Origin of the sequence: Nocardia sp. NPDC057455 (genome assembly GCF_042802775.1) — a bacterium.
In the GTDB taxonomy this organism is placed as follows: domain Bacteria; phylum Actinomycetota; class Actinomycetes; order Mycobacteriales; family Mycobacteriaceae; genus Nocardia.
On sequence record NZ_JBHVDM010000005.1, the window covers coordinates 15,052 to 30,555 of the forward strand.

Here is a 15,504-nt window from a genome sequence, read left to right on the forward strand (position 1 = left end):
ACGTTCCCGGCCGGCCTAGCGGTCAGTCGGCAACCTCCAGTTCGACCAATTGTCCTGGCGTGAAGGATTTCTCGCGCCGGTTGGTCTCCACGCCGAAGACCGCGACCACGGAATGGCCGCCCGGCTGAACCGCTCCCGCTTGGGTGAGGGTGCCGTATCCGACGACGGACTCGCCGATATGATCGGCGAGTTCCGCCGCGGGAATTCGAATTGTCCTGCTCACGGGGCACCTCTATCGAGTCGACGTGTCACTGGCTGCTGTGTCACTGTTCGCAGGAATCGATCCTAATCCGAGAAAACAGGCGCAGAACCCCCCCGGTTGCCGCCGAAGCGCATCGCACCGACTGTCCGGGCGCAAACTCCGTCGTCAGGCGGAATTCCGTGCGCCATAACGATTTACCCTCGCGGCCTTGACCGGTTTGTTACCAGCGCGAGGGCGTCGGCGACCTTGGCCTGGAAGTGCGGGCAGTCGCGGAAGTCCTCGGCGGCGCAATCGAGAGCGTGCGAAATGGACTCCAGCGCCGCGGTGGCCTGAGCGATGCGGCGGACGAGCCGATCGCGGTGCGCCCGAAGCAGATCGCGGCGAGCGGCCCGGTCGGAGGCCTCGGCGAACAATGCGGCGAGTTCCTCCAGCGACAGACCCACTTGCTTGCCGAGCAGGATCATCGCCACGGTCTCCGCGTCGTCATCGTGATATCGACGCCGGCCCGCCGTGTCCCGCCGCGGCGCGAGCAATCCGACTTCCTCCCAGTGCCGCAGCACATGGGTGGCCAGGGCGAAGCGCGCCGCGAGCTCACCGATCGACATGTCGCCGCCCGCCATACCCGCACTCTAGGCGGCGCGGGCGGTGAGCCGCAGGTACATCCCGATCGGATGCCACCGCGGACGTACCGGCTCTCGCCGTACCGTCACAGCCTCGAACGAATGGCGCAACGCGCGCTGCGCGGCTGCCGAGCGCGTGAACCGGAAGTCGTAGATCGCCACGGTGCCGCCGGGGCGCGATACGCGTGCCAGCTCGGCGATCGCGCGATCGATTTCCGGCCACTCGTGCATGCTCAGGCTCGAGACGACCAGGTCGAAGCTGTCGTCGGGGTAGGGCAGCGCCGCGACGTCGCCGACCGAGAGTTCCGCCGGGCTGCCGGACAGCGCCGCATCGGCGAGGTCGATCATGTGGGACGACAGGTCCACGCCGTGCAGACGCAGGTCCGGCCGCCGTGAATACAGCAGCGCCAGCATTTTCCCCGGCCCGGTCCCGACGTCGAGCACCCCCGCGCCCGGGTGCGCCGCCGCGTCGATGTCGGCGGCGATCCTGCGGTACAGGCCCCCGAGCAGGCGCGTAGCCCGCTGGTCGTAGTCTCGGCTCTGCTTTTCTCCGAAGGTTGTCACGTTTCCCTCTCCTCGTAGTGCGTTCAGCTTGCGAGTTGAGGTCGACCTGAAGTCAAGAAGAGCGAACCTTCGTTCTGTGCGCGCGGGTCACGGCTGTGCCGCGTACTTCCGCTCGAGCCATTGCTCGAAAGTCGGCCCGGCGAGGATCGCACCCGGCCCGGGCAAGAGCGCGCCACCGGCCTGCAATTCGTGATCCGGGTCGCCGGTGTCGACGATCTCTTCCACCCGGGCCGGCTCGCCCCTTCGAGCGGCCACCTCGGCTACCGCCGCGGCAAGGCCCAACTCGTCCGGCCCGGCGATCTCGACCTGCTCGGGCGCAGTCTCCGCGACGGCGAGCTGTGCCAAATGCTCGGCGACAGTTCGCGCGGCGACGAGCTGAGCCCGGTACTTCGGGACATAAGCGGTGTCGCCGCGGGTGGTCCAGTCGAGCATCATCTCGGTGAATTCGTGGAACTGGGCCGCGCGCAGGATCCGCACGGGCACCGGACCTTCGCGGTAGGCGTTCTCCTGGGCCAGCTTCCCGGCGTAGTGCCCCGCGGTGAAAGGGTCGATGCCGATGATGGAGACCACCGCGATCCGGCGCACTCCGGCGGCGGCCGCCGCACGTTGCACGTTCCGCGCGATGGTGCGGAAGAAGTCGGTCACCGCATGGGTCTCGGTGGTCGTGGCGTTCACCGCGTCGACCACGACATCCACTCCGGCCAACGCCCCCGCCAAACCGTCTGCGGTGTAGACGTCTACGCCGGTCGACCGGCTGATCCGCACCACCTCATGACCCTGGTTCGCCAAGACGTCGATCACGTCCCGGCCGAGCCGCCCGCTTGCACCGATGACCGCTATCCGCATCGCCTACTCCTTCGTCTCAGTGGTTCATCGAGTGGACGAAGCGGCGAGGCGGAGTGTGACACAAGGGGGCATGCGTCACAGCGCCGCCGCGACGGTCGATCCACGTGCGGCGGCGACTACTGTGCTGCACCTCCCTCCGTCAGTTCGCGCGAGACCCGGCGGAATGCCTCGGACCCCGCCGGAGTGCGACCCGCCTCGGTTCGGCGCGGCCGCACACCAGGTGCTATCAGATGCACCAAACGGCGCTGCCGAGCGGAATGCAGAGCACGACGGAGCCCCAAACCGGCGTCGCCAGATCCGACGGCGTCGTTTCGGCGGAAGCAGCCGGAGCCGCCAGGACACCCACGGAGACCGCCATTGCGGTAGCGGCGAGAACTTTCGTGATTCTGGTGGACATTACGCATCCTTTGACTTGAGTGAAACTTATCTCTGACTCACGGATTTCATGCTTCACCTTAAGGGCGGTGAACGCCAGGCAAAGAAATGTCAAGGTCCCCGGCGTTGCGTAACAGGAAGATCACTTCTGGTGCCTATTTCGGGGTAGCGGACCCGAACGCGGGTGCAAAACATACCGAAAGATTCCTGCGCCCCCACCTCACGCCCTAATTGGGTACTCCGGTGCGTATTCGCCAATCTTTGCTCAATGGAGACCGGCGTTGCCAGGTGGTGGCGGTGGGTGACCGTCCGAGGCCGGTGCCGCCGCCGCGGCGGCACCGCATGACCGGCTTGTCGATGAAGGGGCGACGCACGATAACGGAGATCGTTACCCGGCCGATGCGCGCCGTGCACCCCTGTCCTACTGTTTCGGCCTCGACTCGGCCCAGTTCGATGCCGTCGACACCAGAAGCCGGACTCCGGTCGCTGTGTCGACGGCCTCGGCAGTGCGGCACTTCCCACCGGCGGTGAGCCGTGCCCGAATTGGGCGGTTGCGCGACCCTAAACTGAGGCAATGGTGCAGCCAACGCCCTGGCAGTCGAATGAAACTCGAGACGGCCGCCCCGCCAAGCAGAACTGGGTGGAGAAGGGTGCCGTGCCGGCGAAGGCAATTTCGGTCGCGCTGCGCGGGTACTGGGGCTATGTGTGGGCCGCGGTCGGAAGCCTTGTGACGCTCATATTGTTGTTCCAGCCATGGATGACCGCGCGCGGTGCGGACGGCAGCGTCAGCACCAACGCGTTCGGCCGGATGCAGATCACCACCCGGTTCATGAACGTCTGGTCGCGCTCGGGTCCGCGTCCCGCGCAGATCACCGGGTTCTGGGCCTTGCTCGCCTGCGCCGCCATCGTGATCACGATCTTGGTGATCGTGATCAACCTGCGCCTGCGCATCGCCGCCCTCAGTCGGCTGGCGACGCTGTCCTCGCTGGTCGCCGCACTGTTCGTGCTGTTCACCGTGCTCTACATCAACAGCAAGGGCGGTGACATGAAGGCGATGGTCGGACGCCGTACGGATCTCGGGGGACAGATCGGATCTCTCATGAGCTGGGCGTTCGGCAACGGCAGACTGGTCGTGCCGGGTATCGGTCAGGTCGCGTACTCGTCCGCGGGTCTCACGCCGTGGGCGCTGCTCGCCGGCGCGACATCGCTCGGCTCGGCCGTCGCCGCCGTCGCCCAGTGGATCCGCAACCGATCCGGCGGCCTGTTCAGTCTGCCGTGGCACGTGCAGGTCGTTTCGTCGAAGCGGCCGGCCGAACCCGAAGACGCGGACTGACCGTCGGCTGTCGGGCGCGGCATGTGGGGCGGGAGAGACTCGCCCGAATGGACCAACCACCTCGGTCGCACATTCCGTTGCCACCGTCGCGCCCGTCGTGCAAGCGGTCCGCGATCGCCTCTTGCGCACGACCGGCCACTGGGGTACCCCGGATACCAGGAGGTGTTCGATGCCGTCCGCACACCGGTCCCCGACGTGGACAGAAGAAGTCATCGTGCCGTCGGAGTACACCCGGCCGGCCGGGGTACTGGCCGTGCCACCGGACAGCACCGCCCTGATCGCCTTCGCGCATGGCAGCGGCAGCGGCAGGCGCAGTCCGCGAAACCGGTTCGTTGCCGAGGTCCTGAACCGGGCGGGTTTCGCGACGATGCTGGTCGACTTGCTGACTGCCGAGGAAGAGGGCGACCGCGCACACGTCTTCGACATCCCGCTGCTCGCTCATCGCCTGGTCGAGGTGACCCGCTGGTTACGGACGCGGCCGGACGTCGGCGGCCTGCCGACCGGATATTTCGGGGCGAGCACCGGCGCGGGCGCCGCGCTGTGGGCGGCGACCGAACCGGGCGCCGAGATCGCGGCGGTCGTCTCCCGGGGCGGGCGACCGGACCTCGCGGGTCCGCGCCTGGGTTCGGTCCGCGCCCCCACGCTGCTCATCGTGGGCGGTGACGACAAGTGGGTGCTGGGGGTCAACCGGGAGGCCCAGATGCGAATGCCATGTCCGAGCGAATTGGACATCGTCCCGGGCGCTACACATCTGTTCGAGGAACCCGGGGCGCTCGCACAAGTCGCCGACCTGGCGGTGCAGTGGTTCCAGCGCCATCTCACCGTCGTGCTGCGCTGAACACCACCGGAAGATCACCGGATCGGGGTGCCACGCGAGTGCCGAAGCTGCGGCTGATGTCCTCGATCTTCTCGCACAGCCAGCGGGTCTCGCTGCGCGGAGCCCATTCCAGGCGCATGTGCCGTACCCGCAGTGGAATCAGCCGGACCTCCGGCGAGCCGGGATCCAGTGATGCCAGATACAGCGGATGCAGGTCGGCGTGGTAGCGCTCGTGGCCGCGAATGCCTTCGTAGTCGTCGATGACGTCGCCGCATCCGTACAGGATCGGTTTGCCGCGGTAGATCTCGATCGGACGCGGATGATGGGCGGAATGTCCGTGCACCAAGTCGACTCCAGCGTCGATCAATCGATGCGCGAACTGTATTTCGGTTCGCGTGACTTCGTAACCCCAGTTCGGTCCCCAGTGCACGGACACGATGCCGATATCGTTGTCACGCTTGTGCGCCGCCACCTCGGCCGCGACATCCTCGGCCGCCGCGGCGCCGGGGGAGTAGCCCACTCGCCACAGCCCCGGCCGGTCACTGCGGGCCGACCAGGATTCCGGGACTCCGCTCGAACCGGCGGCGACCGAGACGATCACCACGCGGCGGCCATCGGTGAGTTCCACCGTGGCGGGGGCACGGGCGGCCGTTAGGTCCGCCCCGGCGCCGGCACGGTCGATATTCGCTGCGTCGAGCGTCACGAGGGTCTCGGCCATTCCGGGAATTCCGAAATCGAGGACGTGATTGTTGGCCAGCGCGCAGACCACCGGTGCGATCGCGGTCAACGCGGGGACGTTGTCCGGATGCATCCGGTAGTGGATGCCCTTGGCGGGCGCGAACGCGCCGTCGGCGGTGATCGAGGTCTCCAGATTCAGCAACCGCACCTCGGGGGCGATCTGGTCGAGGAACGGCAGGACATCACCCCACAATTGCCCGTAGCCGATCGGATGGGTGAACTCGCCGTACGCGCGTTCGGCCAACTCGACGTAGGTTCGTGCGTCGTCGACGTACCGTTCGCGCAGCGTCGGGTTGCCGGGATGGGGCAAGATCTGGTCCACCCCTCGACCCAGCATGACGTCGCCGCCCAGCAACACCGTCGGCATACGACCATTATCGATCATCGCGGTGGCGATGTGAACGCGCGCTGGTCGGGTTCTACGGTCCGGTTCCGGCTGCCGAAGGGCGCCGTGTCCCCTTGTAGACGAACTCCTGCCGCTTGCGGCGGAATTCGTTCCGGTCGAGGAAGATGTCCTGCGCCATCCGCCGCAGCTCGGCGGCCTCGACGGAATTCAAGTCGATCGAGCGAGTCCGCTTCGCGGCCATGATCGCCGCCCACCTGGCCGGGTGGGCGCATTCCCCGGCGAGCTCCGCCACCCATTCGCCGAATCGTCCGCTGGGTGCCACCGCATCGATCATGCCGAGCTCGACGGCGCAGGCCGCGTCCAGGGCCTGACACTCGTTCAGCAGCCGATGAGCGGATGCGCTGCCGACCCGTCGCGGCAAGGTGTAGGTGTGGAATTCCGAACCCGACAATCCGATCGTCCGGTAGTGGGGGTTGAACACCGCTCTTTCGGTAGCGACGACCAGATCGGCGCTCGAGGCCAGCATGACACCGCCCGCTCCGGCATTTCCGGACACCGCGGCCACCGTGACCTGGGTCGGACAAGTCAGCATCGCCCGGCAGAGGTTGTTGATGGCCAGCAGGTTCCGCCAGGTCTCGCCCTCGGGATCGGCGGACCATTCCACCGAGTTCAGGTCGATGCCGTTGCTGAAGTACGGGCCGGTGTTCGCGAGCACGAGCACCTTCGTGTCCTGCGCCGCCGCGTCGGTGAACGCCGCGAGCAGCCGGTCGCAGCGGGCGGTGTCCATCGCGCCGTTGTAGAAGTCGATGTCGAGGAATCCGATATCGCCCTCGCGCCGGTATCGGATCTCCCGAGCTGCACCGGACTGCTCGAACGGTATCGCCTGGACCGGAAAGCCGGACGCGGCAAGTACCTGAACGGCTGGTCCTTTACACGACGGCCGGCCACCGGAGCGGGGCCGGAGGCGGCCGATCCAGATGCCCGCGTCGCCGCAGGCGACTTCGATGGCGTGGTCACGGCGGCCGATCACGGTGCCCGGCGGCGCCTGGGGATCGCCCTGTCCCAGGAATGCGTCGTAGACGAGCATCGGTGCGTCGCCGATGGTCGCGGGTGCCCCGGGTGCGCCGTCGCCTGCGTGGATGCGGCTCAGGATCATGACCGCGTCGTCGCTCCAGCAGATCGCGCGGTCGTGACGACGCATCGGCGGCCGGGTCCGCGCATGCGCGATGGGTCGCGGCGCCTCGGACTGCGGAATGGGGGAGCAGGCCGGGTCGGCGGCCTTGTCGAGCGCTTCGAGCAGGCACTCGATCGCGGCGTCCGCGACCACGGTGTTGTAGACGGCGGACTTGCGTTCGGCCGGCAATGGGAATATTCGCGTGGACCAGATGGGCCCGGCGTCCATTTCCTCGACGGCGGTCAGCGCCGTGACGCCCCAGAAGGGTTCGCGTTCACTGATCGCCCAATCCAGGGAATGGGGGCCGCGATCGCCCACCGGTCCGGGATGAACGATGACGCACGTCCACTTCGAATGGACGTCAGTGGGTATTCTCGTCGTCAGATAGGGGCAGACGACGATATCGAAGCAGTTCGATTCCACCGCCGCGCGGATATCCGTTGCGCAGTGCACGATTTCGGTCCGGGCGAGGCGTCCGGACCGGCGAATCGCGAGCGCGGCTCGTTGCGTCAGCCCATTGTTCGCACTGGCGAGAATCAGCACTGTTTGTGTCATACCGGGTCTTTCGCCGACCGCGTAGCCGGGCGGATCACCTGCTGGACATCGAAAGCAGCTGTTGCGGGTCCTCGGCGTAGACGGTGGCGATGATGTTCGCTCGCGCGGCGAGATCCCGGGCCAGGTCACGGATATCGTCCGAGGCATCCGGGTCGGCGTCGATCCCGGCCAGCAGATCGCGGGTGTGGATCGCCGTTGCCTGTGCGCAGCGCCGCAGGCGGGCTTTCGCGACGGTATCCAGCGCGACGGGACTGAGGTAGCGCTGAATGTGCTCGCCACGATCGGTGATCTTCGCGACGACCGGTTCGGTCGCCGCGTCGGTGAGCCATCGTTCCGCGTCGGCGGTGATCTCGAAGACGAGATCGTGGTCTCGAATGTCGGTGGGATTCGCGGAAGTGGTCAGCAGGGCCATGCTCGCTCGCCCGATCGCGAGGAACCCGCTCATCGCGTGCGCGAGTAGGACATGCGGGTTTGCGGTGGGCAACTGATGTAGACGTTGCCCGACGACGGTGACCCAGCAGGCGAGGTGTTCGGCTCCGGTGTCGATCGACGTCGCAGTCGGCATAGCGCGACAATACGCCGTTACCCCGGTGAGACATACGAAGAAACGCTGAAAGTTCGCCAGATGTCGTGAAGTGCATCGAAGAACGGATCTCGGCCGACACTCGGGTCGGCTTGTCGCGCTGCGGAACCAGCGTCTCGTTCGTCCCGTTCGCGCTGCTGCCGGACAGCGGGCCCAGCGGGTTCCGGGGGGTGAAAGGTGTGTACCGGAGCGAGTCGCCGCTCTCGCCGCATCGCGGCGGTGCACCGTAGCGAGAGTTAACTGCGATTGTGCCCCAACGCTCGTTTGCTGAAAGAGTCAGTCGCTGTTCGGGAATCGACTCTTGCACGTGCATTCGGAAACGGGTTCGTCTGTCCTCCGCGGCACTTCGACGAACGACCGGGGGATCGAGCCGGGACGGGCCGGCCGAGAACTCGGATGCGGCGAGAAGTCCGGCCTGCGTCGCGACAGCGATTCGGCGGCGCTCAGGAGTCCAGGCGGTCCTGATAGACGTTCGCGAGCTCGCGCAGAGCGGTGGCCCCGTCGCCGGCGAAACTCGAACCGTGCATGATCGCCAACGTGGTCGGCGCCAACTCGGCCAGCCGATTCAGGGCGGCGGGCACGGCGGGCCCCAGCGACGTGGGATGAAAGACATCCTCCGCGACTCCGGCCTGCTCCACCAGGTCCGATGAGGTCAGCGCTGGTCCTTTGCCCAGCTGGGTCATCAGGTCGCCGCACAACAGCACACCGGTGGTCTCCTCGTAGAGCACCCGCGCTTCCCAGTTGTGCGGTGCGTGCGGGGTGTCCAGATGCCGCACGCGACGGCCACCGAGATCCATCACCTCGCCGTCGGTCAACCGGCGGGGTAGCCGGTCGGCCAGATCGTCGAGCGAGACGAGGCATCCGACCAGGCCGTGGGCGACCTGAGCCTGTGGCGCGGCAGCGAGGAAGAGGTTCATCGCGCCGCACTCGTCGGCTTCCACATGGCCGAAGGTGATCCAGCGCAACCGCTCCACCGGCATGATCCGCGTGATCGCCGCTGACACGACCGGGAACAGCGCGCGCATGCCGCAGTGGAACAGCAACGGCTCCTCGGCGTCGAGCAGGAATTGGTTGACCGTGAAGCCGGTGGGCCCCACCTCCGGAATGAAGGTGGAGATGCGGTAGATCTTCTCAGCTATCTCGTCGGTGTGGGTTTCCATGAGAAGTCCCTACTCGAAGCCGTTCTTCCCATTGTCGTGGATCGCCTGCTCCCATGCAGCAAATTCTCGGTTCTCCGAGAGCAACCGGTCGGCAGCCGTGATCTCGGCACAGGTCCGGTCGTCGCGCGTAGCCGGACCGGCGGCCGTGCCAGTGAAGCCCTCGATCGTGCGACGCGCGCCCCGCTATGGCGCTGTGGAAGCCATCTGCTAGCTGATTCCCGCTTCGGCGGCCGGATACAGGGGGAGGGTGGGAGCGCGAACGATCCGTTAGGCACTTCAGCGCATTTCCCGCTATCCGGGACTCATCCTATGTTTTTAAAGAGGATAGTAGTACTCTAAATCATCTACCTGCAGTTTCACTATGTGAGGTTCGAGCTAGTCTGATCGAGGCTTCGAATCTATCCAGCGAGGGAGTGTCGCGTGCTGGAAATCGACCACTTCAGCCACGGGTGGCTCACGCCCATCTTCGCCTATGTCATGTCGTTCACCGGTTCATTGCTGGGGCTGCGATGCATGGCCAGGTCGCGCAACGGTTCCGCCCGCGACGGCTGGTTGCTGGCCGCGGCGGTCGCGATCGGCGGCACCGGAATCTGGGTCATGCACTTCATCGCGATGCTCGGTTTCGCCATCGACGGGGCGTCGATCCGCTACGACGTCCCGATCACCCTGATCAGCGCGTTGATCGCGATCGGCGTGGTCTGGATCGGACTGCGCATCGCTCACCAGCGAACATTGGGGCCGCTGGCGCTGTTCTCGGGCGGTGCGGTCACCGGTCTGGGCGTCGGCGCGATGCACTACGCGGGCATGTACGCGATGAAATCCGACGCGACGATCGGCTACGACGGACGCATCGTCGCGGTGTCCATGGTGATCGCGGTAGTCGCGGCGACCGCCGCCTTGTGGTTCACCCTGCACGTGCGCGGCACGATCGCCACCATCGGCGCGGCGCTGGTGATGGGTGTCGCGGTGTCCGGCATGCACTACACGGGCATGTTCGCGATGCATGTGCACGAAACCCAGCACATGCATCCACCCGCCGGCGTCGGCGCGACGCAGTTGCTCACCCCGCTGATCGTGAGCATCAGCCTGGTGACCGTCCTGCTACTGCTCCACTTGGGCGTCACCGAGGTCGACGACGAGAACACCTACGTCCCGCAGGGCAGGCACGCCGCCAGTTACTGGCCGACTCGCGACTGAGCGGACCGTGCGGTGTCCCGCCGACGGTCCGGACGGTGTTCGGGTGACGCGGTAGCCACCGCCACGAGCGAACCCGTGGCGGTACGGGTGCGGCCGAGTTTTCGCTGCCGGATGCCGGGTAAGCGCGCCAAGAGCCGGTTCTGGAGATGGCCGGCCGCTCCCAGCCGAAGCAGGAGGTGGCGATGCGCATCGGGTACAAGCTGGCGGCCGAGGCATTCGGTCCGAACGAACTGGTCCGCCAAGCCGTTCGGGCGGAAGCGGCCGGGTTCGACTTCGTCGAGATCAGCGATCATTTCCATCCCTGGCTGGACAACCAGGGGCATTCGCCGTTCGCCTGGACCGTGCTCGGAGCCATTGCGGCGAAGACCGAGCGGATCGAACTCGCGACCGGCGTGACCTGCCCCATCCTGCGGTATCACCCCGCGATCATCGCCCAGGCGGCAGCCACTCTGGCGATCTTGTCCGACAACCGTTTCACCCTCGGAGTCGGTTCTGGCGAACGTCTCAACGAACATGTGGTCGGCCGTGAGTTCCCGCCCGTGCGGATCCGCCACCGGATGCTTCGCGAAGCCCTCGAGATCATCCGATTGCTCTGGAGCGGCGGCTACCAGTCCTACGACGGGGAGTTCCTGACCGTCTCCGACGCTCGCGTCTTCGACCTGCCCGAAACGCTTCCACCGATCGCCGTCGCCGGTGGCGGGCCGGAGGCGGCCCGGATCGCCGCCGAGCTCGGTGACGGCTTGTTCGCCACCGAACCGAAGTCCGAGCTGGTCGAGAGCTATCGCGCGGCGGGCGGCACCGGGCCCCGATACGCGGAGGTCGGCATGGCGTGGGCTCCCGACGAGGAGACGGCCGCGAAGGCGGTGCTGGATACGACGCGCTGGGCTGTCACCGGATGGAAGGTGATGAGCGAGTTGCCCAACCCGGTCAATTTCGCCGCCGCGACGACCACCGTCCGCTTGGCGGACATCCTCGACAACTTCGCCTGCGGTCCGGACCCGGCCCGCTATCTCGAGGCCGCGAAGCAGTACACCGATGCGGGCTTCGACCACCTCGTGATGCAGAACGCGGGCCCCGACCCGGACGGTTTCCTGGACTTCTACCGGCGTGAACTCGACGAGCCCCTCCGCGCCTCGACGCCGAGCGGCTGAGCGCGAAAGGGTCACGCCGCTCCCGGTGCCCTCTCCGGCCGAGGTGGTAGCCCGGGCGTGGCCGGAAGCGGCGGCCATCGTCAGTCGTGCTGCACTGCGGTTCGGTCGAACGAGACTGCGGGCTTCGGCGCTTATCCGGGCGTGGGTGGTTCCCGGGAGACGCGCCTGCCGGTCGGATCGTCAGCGCGCGGCGAGCAGTTTCCGAGCGATCCGGTGAGCTGTTCGCGCTCTTGGTGTTCCAGCACGGCGAACGTACGAGAAGGTCATGCAGGCGGCGTTCATTCCGCTCGCGTTCACCATCGGCACCGGCTTCCAGCCCGCGCAACGTATCGACCGAGCGCGGGTTCTGCACTGAAACAAGTGGTGACCACCGCTGGAACGGTCACGCTCCAGGAGCGGTCGTCGGGCGGATCATGGTGAACAGGCGCAGGCAGCGTTCGGTCATGTCCTCGGGTGAGTGGGCGGGATGATCACTCCACCAGGAGATCGTGCTGGACACGATGCTGAACCACAGCGTGAGCAGCAGCGAGTGATCGTCGCCGTCACGGCTGCCCGCATCGGCCAGGATCTGGGAGACACCCGCCGAGCCCATGCCGTTCAAGGCGTCCTGGTACCGCCGGGCCACCGAGTAGGCCGCACTCGGTCGTGGCAGTGTGGCGTCGTAGATGATCTTCCAGTTCTGCGTGCGCCCGTCCAGTGCGTGGAAGATGCCGGTCAGTGTCGCGAGCGCCCGGTCGTGCGCCCCCTGTGCGGATTGAGCGGCCGCGACCGCCTCGACCAGACTCTTCCCGGCGCGGTGCACGCAGGCCGCGTGCAGGCCGTCGCGGGAGCCGAAGTAGGCGTACACGAGCGGCTTGGAAACGCCTGCGGCCGAGGCGATCTCGGCGATGGAGGCCGTGGCGTAGCCGTGCTCACCGAACTCGGTGGTGGCGACGTCGAGGATCTGATCTTCCCGCTGCCCGCGCGGCACCCCCTTGGTGCCCGGCCTGCTCATGGGAGCTCCGGCGCGGGCAGGCCAGCAGCCGGGTCGATCAGCACGCCGGGATTGAGTATCCCGGCGGGATCGAGTGCCGACTTGGCCGCCCGTAGTGCCGTGGCGAAAGGTTCGGGTCGCTGGCGGTCGTACCAGGGGCGGTGGTCGCGGCCGACAGCATGGTGGTGGGTGATGGTCGCACCGCCGGCGTGGAGTGCCTCCGAGACGGCGGTCTTGATCTCGTCCCACTGCTCGACGGTCCGGCCCCAGCGGCCCGCGGCGTAGATGCCGAAGTAGGGCGCGGGCCCGTCCGGGTAGACGTGGGTGAACCGGCAGGTCACCACACCGGTCACCCCGGCGGATCGGAACGCGGCCGTGGTCGCGTCCTGCACCGCCGCGCGCAGGGCCTCGAAACGATCCCAGGTACAGGCTGTTTCGAAGGTCTCGACGATCATGGACTGGGCCGCGAGCGCGTCGCGCTGATACGGCATGCGGAGGAACGACGAGCGCCACGTGTCGGCCGCGCCCGTGCGGGCCGGGTCTCGCGCCGAGTCGGTGGTTCGAATGCCGTCCGGGATGGCGCCGCCGTGCTCGCGGCAGATCTGCGCCGCCCGGCGCATCGGTTCGTCCACGGGGTGATCCGCGGACTCGAATCCGAGGATCAGCACTCCGCCGGCGGCGGTGGCACCCGCGTTGATGAACGCCTCCACCGGATCCAGCAGCCGGCAGTTCGCCGGGTACAGCGCGGACTGGGCGATGGCGCGCGTCGCGGCCACGGCCGCACCGTAGTCGTCGAAGACCACCGACGCTCCGGACCGCAGGTGCGGCCGATCCTGCAAGCGCATCCAGGCCTCGGTGATGACCCCGAGGACGCCCTCCGACCCGAGGAACATCCGATCCGGTGAGGGGCCAGCGCCCGACGCGGGCAGTCTGCGCGATTCGCTGATCCCGGCCGGTGTCACCACCCGCATCGATTCGACCATGTCATCGATGTGGGTGTAGACGGTCGCGTAGTGGCCGCCCGCCCGGGTGGCCAGCCAGCCGCCGAGCGTCGAGAACTCGAACGACTGCGGAAAGTGCCGGAGGGTCAAGCCGTCCGGTCGCAGTCCCGCTTCCAGGGCGGGGCCGAGGATGCCCGCTTGAATCCGCGCCGCCCGGCTGGTGCGGTCGACTTCCATGAGCCGGTCCAGGCGGCTGGTGTCCAGTGCCACGGCCCCGGCGTAGTCGTCGGCGCATCGGGGTTCGACACCACCCACCACCGACGTCCCGCCGCCGAACGGCACCACGGCGACGCCCGCGCTCGCGCACCAGTCCAGGATGTCGACCACGTCCTGCTCGGCTCGTGGCCGCAACACCTGATCGGGTACGTGGTCGACCCGGCCGAGCAGATTGCGCACCACATCGCGAAATGCCTGCCCGTTGCCGTGGGCGACGCGATCGGCGAGGTATTCGGAGGCCAGCGGGGCCAGGGCGGCGGGCACTCGGATGCGGGGCGCGGGTACATCCAGCGTCGTCAGGTCCGGCGCGTCGTGCACCGCGAGATCGGCGTCCGGGAGCAGGGCCGCTACGCGCTTCGTCAGCGCCGATCGTTCGGGGCCGGTGACCGCGTCTTCCCGATTGCCCCATCCCCACCATGACTTTGTCGCCAATTGGTATCCATTCGCAGAGTTGAATTGACCCGATAGTAAATTACCAGTGAGTCAATTGGCAGCTGCGGGGGCGGAAGGGTCGGGCGGACTCGGCTATGGGGCGAGCGTGTTGTTCCGTGTGACGATCAACGGGTCGGTGGGAGTGAAGGGCAAGTCGGGAAGTGCGTCGAGAGCGACGCCGAACGTCGCGGCGAGCACCTTGCGGGAGTAAGCGCTCATCGAGGCGCGGTAGCCGATGTCCGCGGGTGTGGGTTGGTCGAAGAAGATCAGCAGGTGGATCTCCGGGGCGTCGACGACCTCGATGTGATGCGGGTAGGCGCGGGGGACGAAGTACACCGAACCTTCGTGCACGGTGTAGGTGTCCAAGGCGCCGTCCGGATCCATGATCGTCATCCGTGCCGAGCCTCGGTGGACGTAGCCCATCTCGGCGGTCACGGGGTGCCAGTGCGGTTCGCGCATCCCGTCTTCGCGGACCCGTAGCGAGTACATCGATATGTCGTGCAGGGCAGGCCAGAACTGTGCGCGGGCGGTGCGCGCGGAACCGACCGGCGAGTCCACCGGCGCGGGCATCGCCTCGAGCGCGAAGTGGTGCGGGTCGCCGAAGTGGGCGGTGGGTGGAATGTCGGGGTCTCCGTCGCGTCGCACGACGAGCTTCGCGGTGGTGCAGCGCCGGATCCTCGCGAAGTCCTCGGCGGGCAGGTCGTAGGTATTGCCGAGCACCGAATCGGTCATCGCTCCCAGCGCGGCGCTGAAGCCGAAGTCCTCCGGCCGTTCGTGGCGGAAAGCCAGGATGAACTCCGCATCGCTGTCGCCGACGTTCTCCACGTGATGCAACGCGCCGGAATCGATGTGGAACATCTCGCCCGCGCGCACCAGGAACGAGGAGAATCGGCTGCCGTCGTCCAGAACCGAGACCAGCGCCCGCCCCGCGGTGCAATAGGTGAGTTCGGTGGCATTGGCGTGCCAGTGCGGTTCGCGGATGGCGCCCGGTGCGAGCGTCAGGCGTTTGATCGAGAGCCCGTTGAGGATCGGGAAGCTGTCGGCGGTGAGCCGGGTGAGAGAGCCGAGTTCGCTGCGGTAGATCTCTTCGCCCTCGTATAGGGAGGCGACATGAAGGGATGGACTTCGCACGGTTCCTCCTCGCTCACGGTCAAGGATCGTTCTGGTTCGATCATGCCGGTCTCGGCGCGAGAGGTCGCCGGAAAACTCGGGGTCGGGAGG

The 15,504-nt window shown here is 67.3% G+C and carries 15 protein-coding genes and 1 pseudogene; 4 read left to right on the forward strand and 12 right to left on the reverse strand.

Translation table 11 applies throughout. The annotated features are described in order from the left end of the window. Positions 1-22 precede the first annotated feature (22 nt). The 5 genes from ACFU5M_RS03315 to ACFU5M_RS03335 all read right to left on the reverse strand — a co-directional run bounded on the left by ACFU5M_RS03315 (position 23) and on the right by ACFU5M_RS03335 (position 2,629). Positions 23-223: a hypothetical protein gene (locus ACFU5M_RS03315; RefSeq protein ID WP_379042925.1), complete on the reverse strand. Its 201-nt coding sequence runs from the start codon at positions 221-223 to the stop codon at positions 23-25. Positions 224-396: 173 nt separating this feature from the next. After that, entirely contained in the window at positions 397-822 is a 426-nt protein-coding gene (locus tag ACFU5M_RS03320) for a MerR family transcriptional regulator (RefSeq protein WP_379042928.1), read from the reverse strand. 9 nt (positions 823-831) lie between these two features. Then, a complete protein-coding gene (locus tag ACFU5M_RS03325; protein WP_379042931.1) occupies positions 832-1,386 on the reverse strand; it encodes a class I SAM-dependent methyltransferase in 555 nt (184 codons plus the stop codon). 87 nt (positions 1,387-1,473) lie between these two features. Then, on the reverse strand, positions 1,474-2,232 hold the full coding sequence (locus ACFU5M_RS03330; RefSeq protein WP_379042934.1) for an SDR family oxidoreductase: 759 nt from the start codon (positions 2,230-2,232) through the stop codon (positions 1,474-1,476). A 226-nt stretch (positions 2,233-2,458) separates the two neighbouring features. After that, positions 2,459-2,629 (reverse strand): hypothetical protein, encoded by a 171-nt coding sequence (locus ACFU5M_RS03335; protein WP_379042937.1) that lies wholly within the window; start codon positions 2,627-2,629, stop codon positions 2,459-2,461. A 552-nt stretch (positions 2,630-3,181) separates the two neighbouring features. Between ACFU5M_RS03335 and ACFU5M_RS03340 the strand changes: the two genes are divergently transcribed. Further along, the gene (locus ACFU5M_RS03340; RefSeq protein WP_379042940.1) at positions 3,182-3,940 is read left to right on the forward strand and encodes a hypothetical protein; all 759 of its coding nucleotides are present in this window, start codon (positions 3,182-3,184) and stop codon (positions 3,938-3,940) included. Positions 3,941-4,217: 277 nt separating this feature from the next. Beyond that, positions 4,218-4,778, forward strand: a pseudogene (locus ACFU5M_RS03345) (dienelactone hydrolase family protein); the annotation flags it as partial. Here the strand turns inward: ACFU5M_RS03345 and ACFU5M_RS03350 are convergent. The 4 genes from ACFU5M_RS03350 to ACFU5M_RS03365 form a co-directional block, all read right to left on the reverse strand. Then, positions 4,759-5,880, reverse strand: a complete 1,122-nt coding sequence (locus ACFU5M_RS03350; protein WP_379042943.1) for a CapA family protein — start codon at positions 5,878-5,880, stop codon at positions 4,759-4,761. The pseudogene ACFU5M_RS03345 and the gene ACFU5M_RS03350 sit on opposite strands and share 20 nt — an antisense overlap. A 34-nt stretch (positions 5,881-5,914) precedes the next feature. After that, positions 5,915-7,570 carry an enoyl-CoA hydratase-related protein gene (locus tag ACFU5M_RS03355; protein ID WP_379042946.1) on the reverse strand — a complete coding sequence of 552 codons (1,656 nt, stop codon included), beginning with the start codon at positions 7,568-7,570 and terminating at the stop codon, positions 5,915-5,917. Positions 7,571-7,604: 34 nt separating this feature from the next. Then, a complete protein-coding gene (locus ACFU5M_RS03360) occupies positions 7,605-8,135 on the reverse strand; it encodes a hypothetical protein (RefSeq protein WP_379042949.1) in 531 nt (176 codons plus the stop codon). 461 nt (positions 8,136-8,596) lie between these two features. Then, positions 8,597-9,313 carry an MBL fold metallo-hydrolase gene (locus ACFU5M_RS03365; RefSeq protein ID WP_379042952.1) on the reverse strand — a complete coding sequence of 239 codons (717 nt, stop codon included), beginning with the start codon at positions 9,311-9,313 and terminating at the stop codon, positions 8,597-8,599. Positions 9,314-9,733: 420 nt separating this feature from the next. On the opposite strand from ACFU5M_RS03365, the gene ACFU5M_RS03370 reads away from it, so the two are divergent. After that, on the forward strand, positions 9,734-10,510 hold the full coding sequence (locus ACFU5M_RS03370; RefSeq protein WP_379042955.1) for an MHYT domain-containing protein: 777 nt from the start codon (positions 9,734-9,736) through the stop codon (positions 10,508-10,510). Between the two features lie 182 nt (positions 10,511-10,692). Next, complete coding sequence (locus ACFU5M_RS03375; protein WP_379042959.1) at positions 10,693-11,661, forward strand: TIGR03557 family F420-dependent LLM class oxidoreductase; 969 nt, start codon at positions 10,693-10,695, stop codon at positions 11,659-11,661. Between the two features lie 382 nt (positions 11,662-12,043). Here ACFU5M_RS03375 and ACFU5M_RS03380 read toward each other — a convergent pair whose 3' ends face one another. The 3 genes from ACFU5M_RS03380 to ACFU5M_RS03390 all read right to left on the reverse strand — a co-directional run bounded on the left by ACFU5M_RS03380 (position 12,044) and on the right by ACFU5M_RS03390 (position 15,414). After that, complete coding sequence (locus ACFU5M_RS03380) at positions 12,044-12,655, reverse strand: TetR/AcrR family transcriptional regulator (protein WP_379042962.1); 612 nt, start codon at positions 12,653-12,655, stop codon at positions 12,044-12,046. Further along, the gene (locus tag ACFU5M_RS03385; protein ID WP_379042965.1) at positions 12,652-14,283 is read right to left on the reverse strand and encodes an FAD-binding oxidoreductase; all 1,632 of its coding nucleotides are present in this window, start codon (positions 14,281-14,283) and stop codon (positions 12,652-12,654) included. Before ACFU5M_RS03385 ends, ACFU5M_RS03380 begins: the two co-directional genes overlap by 4 nt. Before the next feature lie 93 nt (positions 14,284-14,376). Beyond that, the gene (locus ACFU5M_RS03390) at positions 14,377-15,414 is read right to left on the reverse strand and encodes a cupin domain-containing protein (RefSeq protein WP_379042968.1); all 1,038 of its coding nucleotides are present in this window, start codon (positions 15,412-15,414) and stop codon (positions 14,377-14,379) included. Positions 15,415-15,504: the final 90 nt, after the last annotated feature.

Coding starts and splice junctions, on each gene's coding strand:
- ACFU5M_RS03320 (WP_379042928.1), bottom strand. CDS start 822: ATGGCGGGCGGCGACATGTCGATCGGTGAGCTCGCGGCGCGCTTCGCC.
- ACFU5M_RS03330 (WP_379042934.1), bottom strand. CDS start 2,232: ATGCGGATAGCGGTCATCGGTGCAAGCGGGCGGCTCGGCCGGGACGTG.
- ACFU5M_RS03335 (WP_379042937.1), bottom strand. CDS start 2,629: ATGTCCACCAGAATCACGAAAGTTCTCGCCGCTACCGCAATGGCGGTC.
- ACFU5M_RS03340 (WP_379042940.1), top strand. CDS start 3,182: ATGGTGCAGCCAACGCCCTGGCAGTCGAATGAAACTCGAGACGGCCGC.
- ACFU5M_RS03350 (WP_379042943.1), bottom strand. CDS start 5,880: ATGATCGATAATGGTCGTATGCCGACGGTGTTGCTGGGCGGCGACGTC.
- ACFU5M_RS03355 (WP_379042946.1), bottom strand. CDS start 7,570: ATGACACAAACAGTGCTGATTCTCGCCAGTGCGAACAATGGGCTGACG.
- ACFU5M_RS03360 (WP_379042949.1), bottom strand. CDS start 8,135: ATGCCGACTGCGACGTCGATCGACACCGGAGCCGAACACCTCGCCTGC.
- ACFU5M_RS03365 (WP_379042952.1), bottom strand. CDS start 9,313: ATGGAAACCCACACCGACGAGATAGCTGAGAAGATCTACCGCATCTCC.
- ACFU5M_RS03375 (WP_379042959.1), top strand. CDS start 10,693: ATGCGCATCGGGTACAAGCTGGCGGCCGAGGCATTCGGTCCGAACGAA.
- ACFU5M_RS03380 (WP_379042962.1), bottom strand. CDS start 12,655: ATGAGCAGGCCGGGCACCAAGGGGGTGCCGCGCGGGCAGCGGGAAGAT.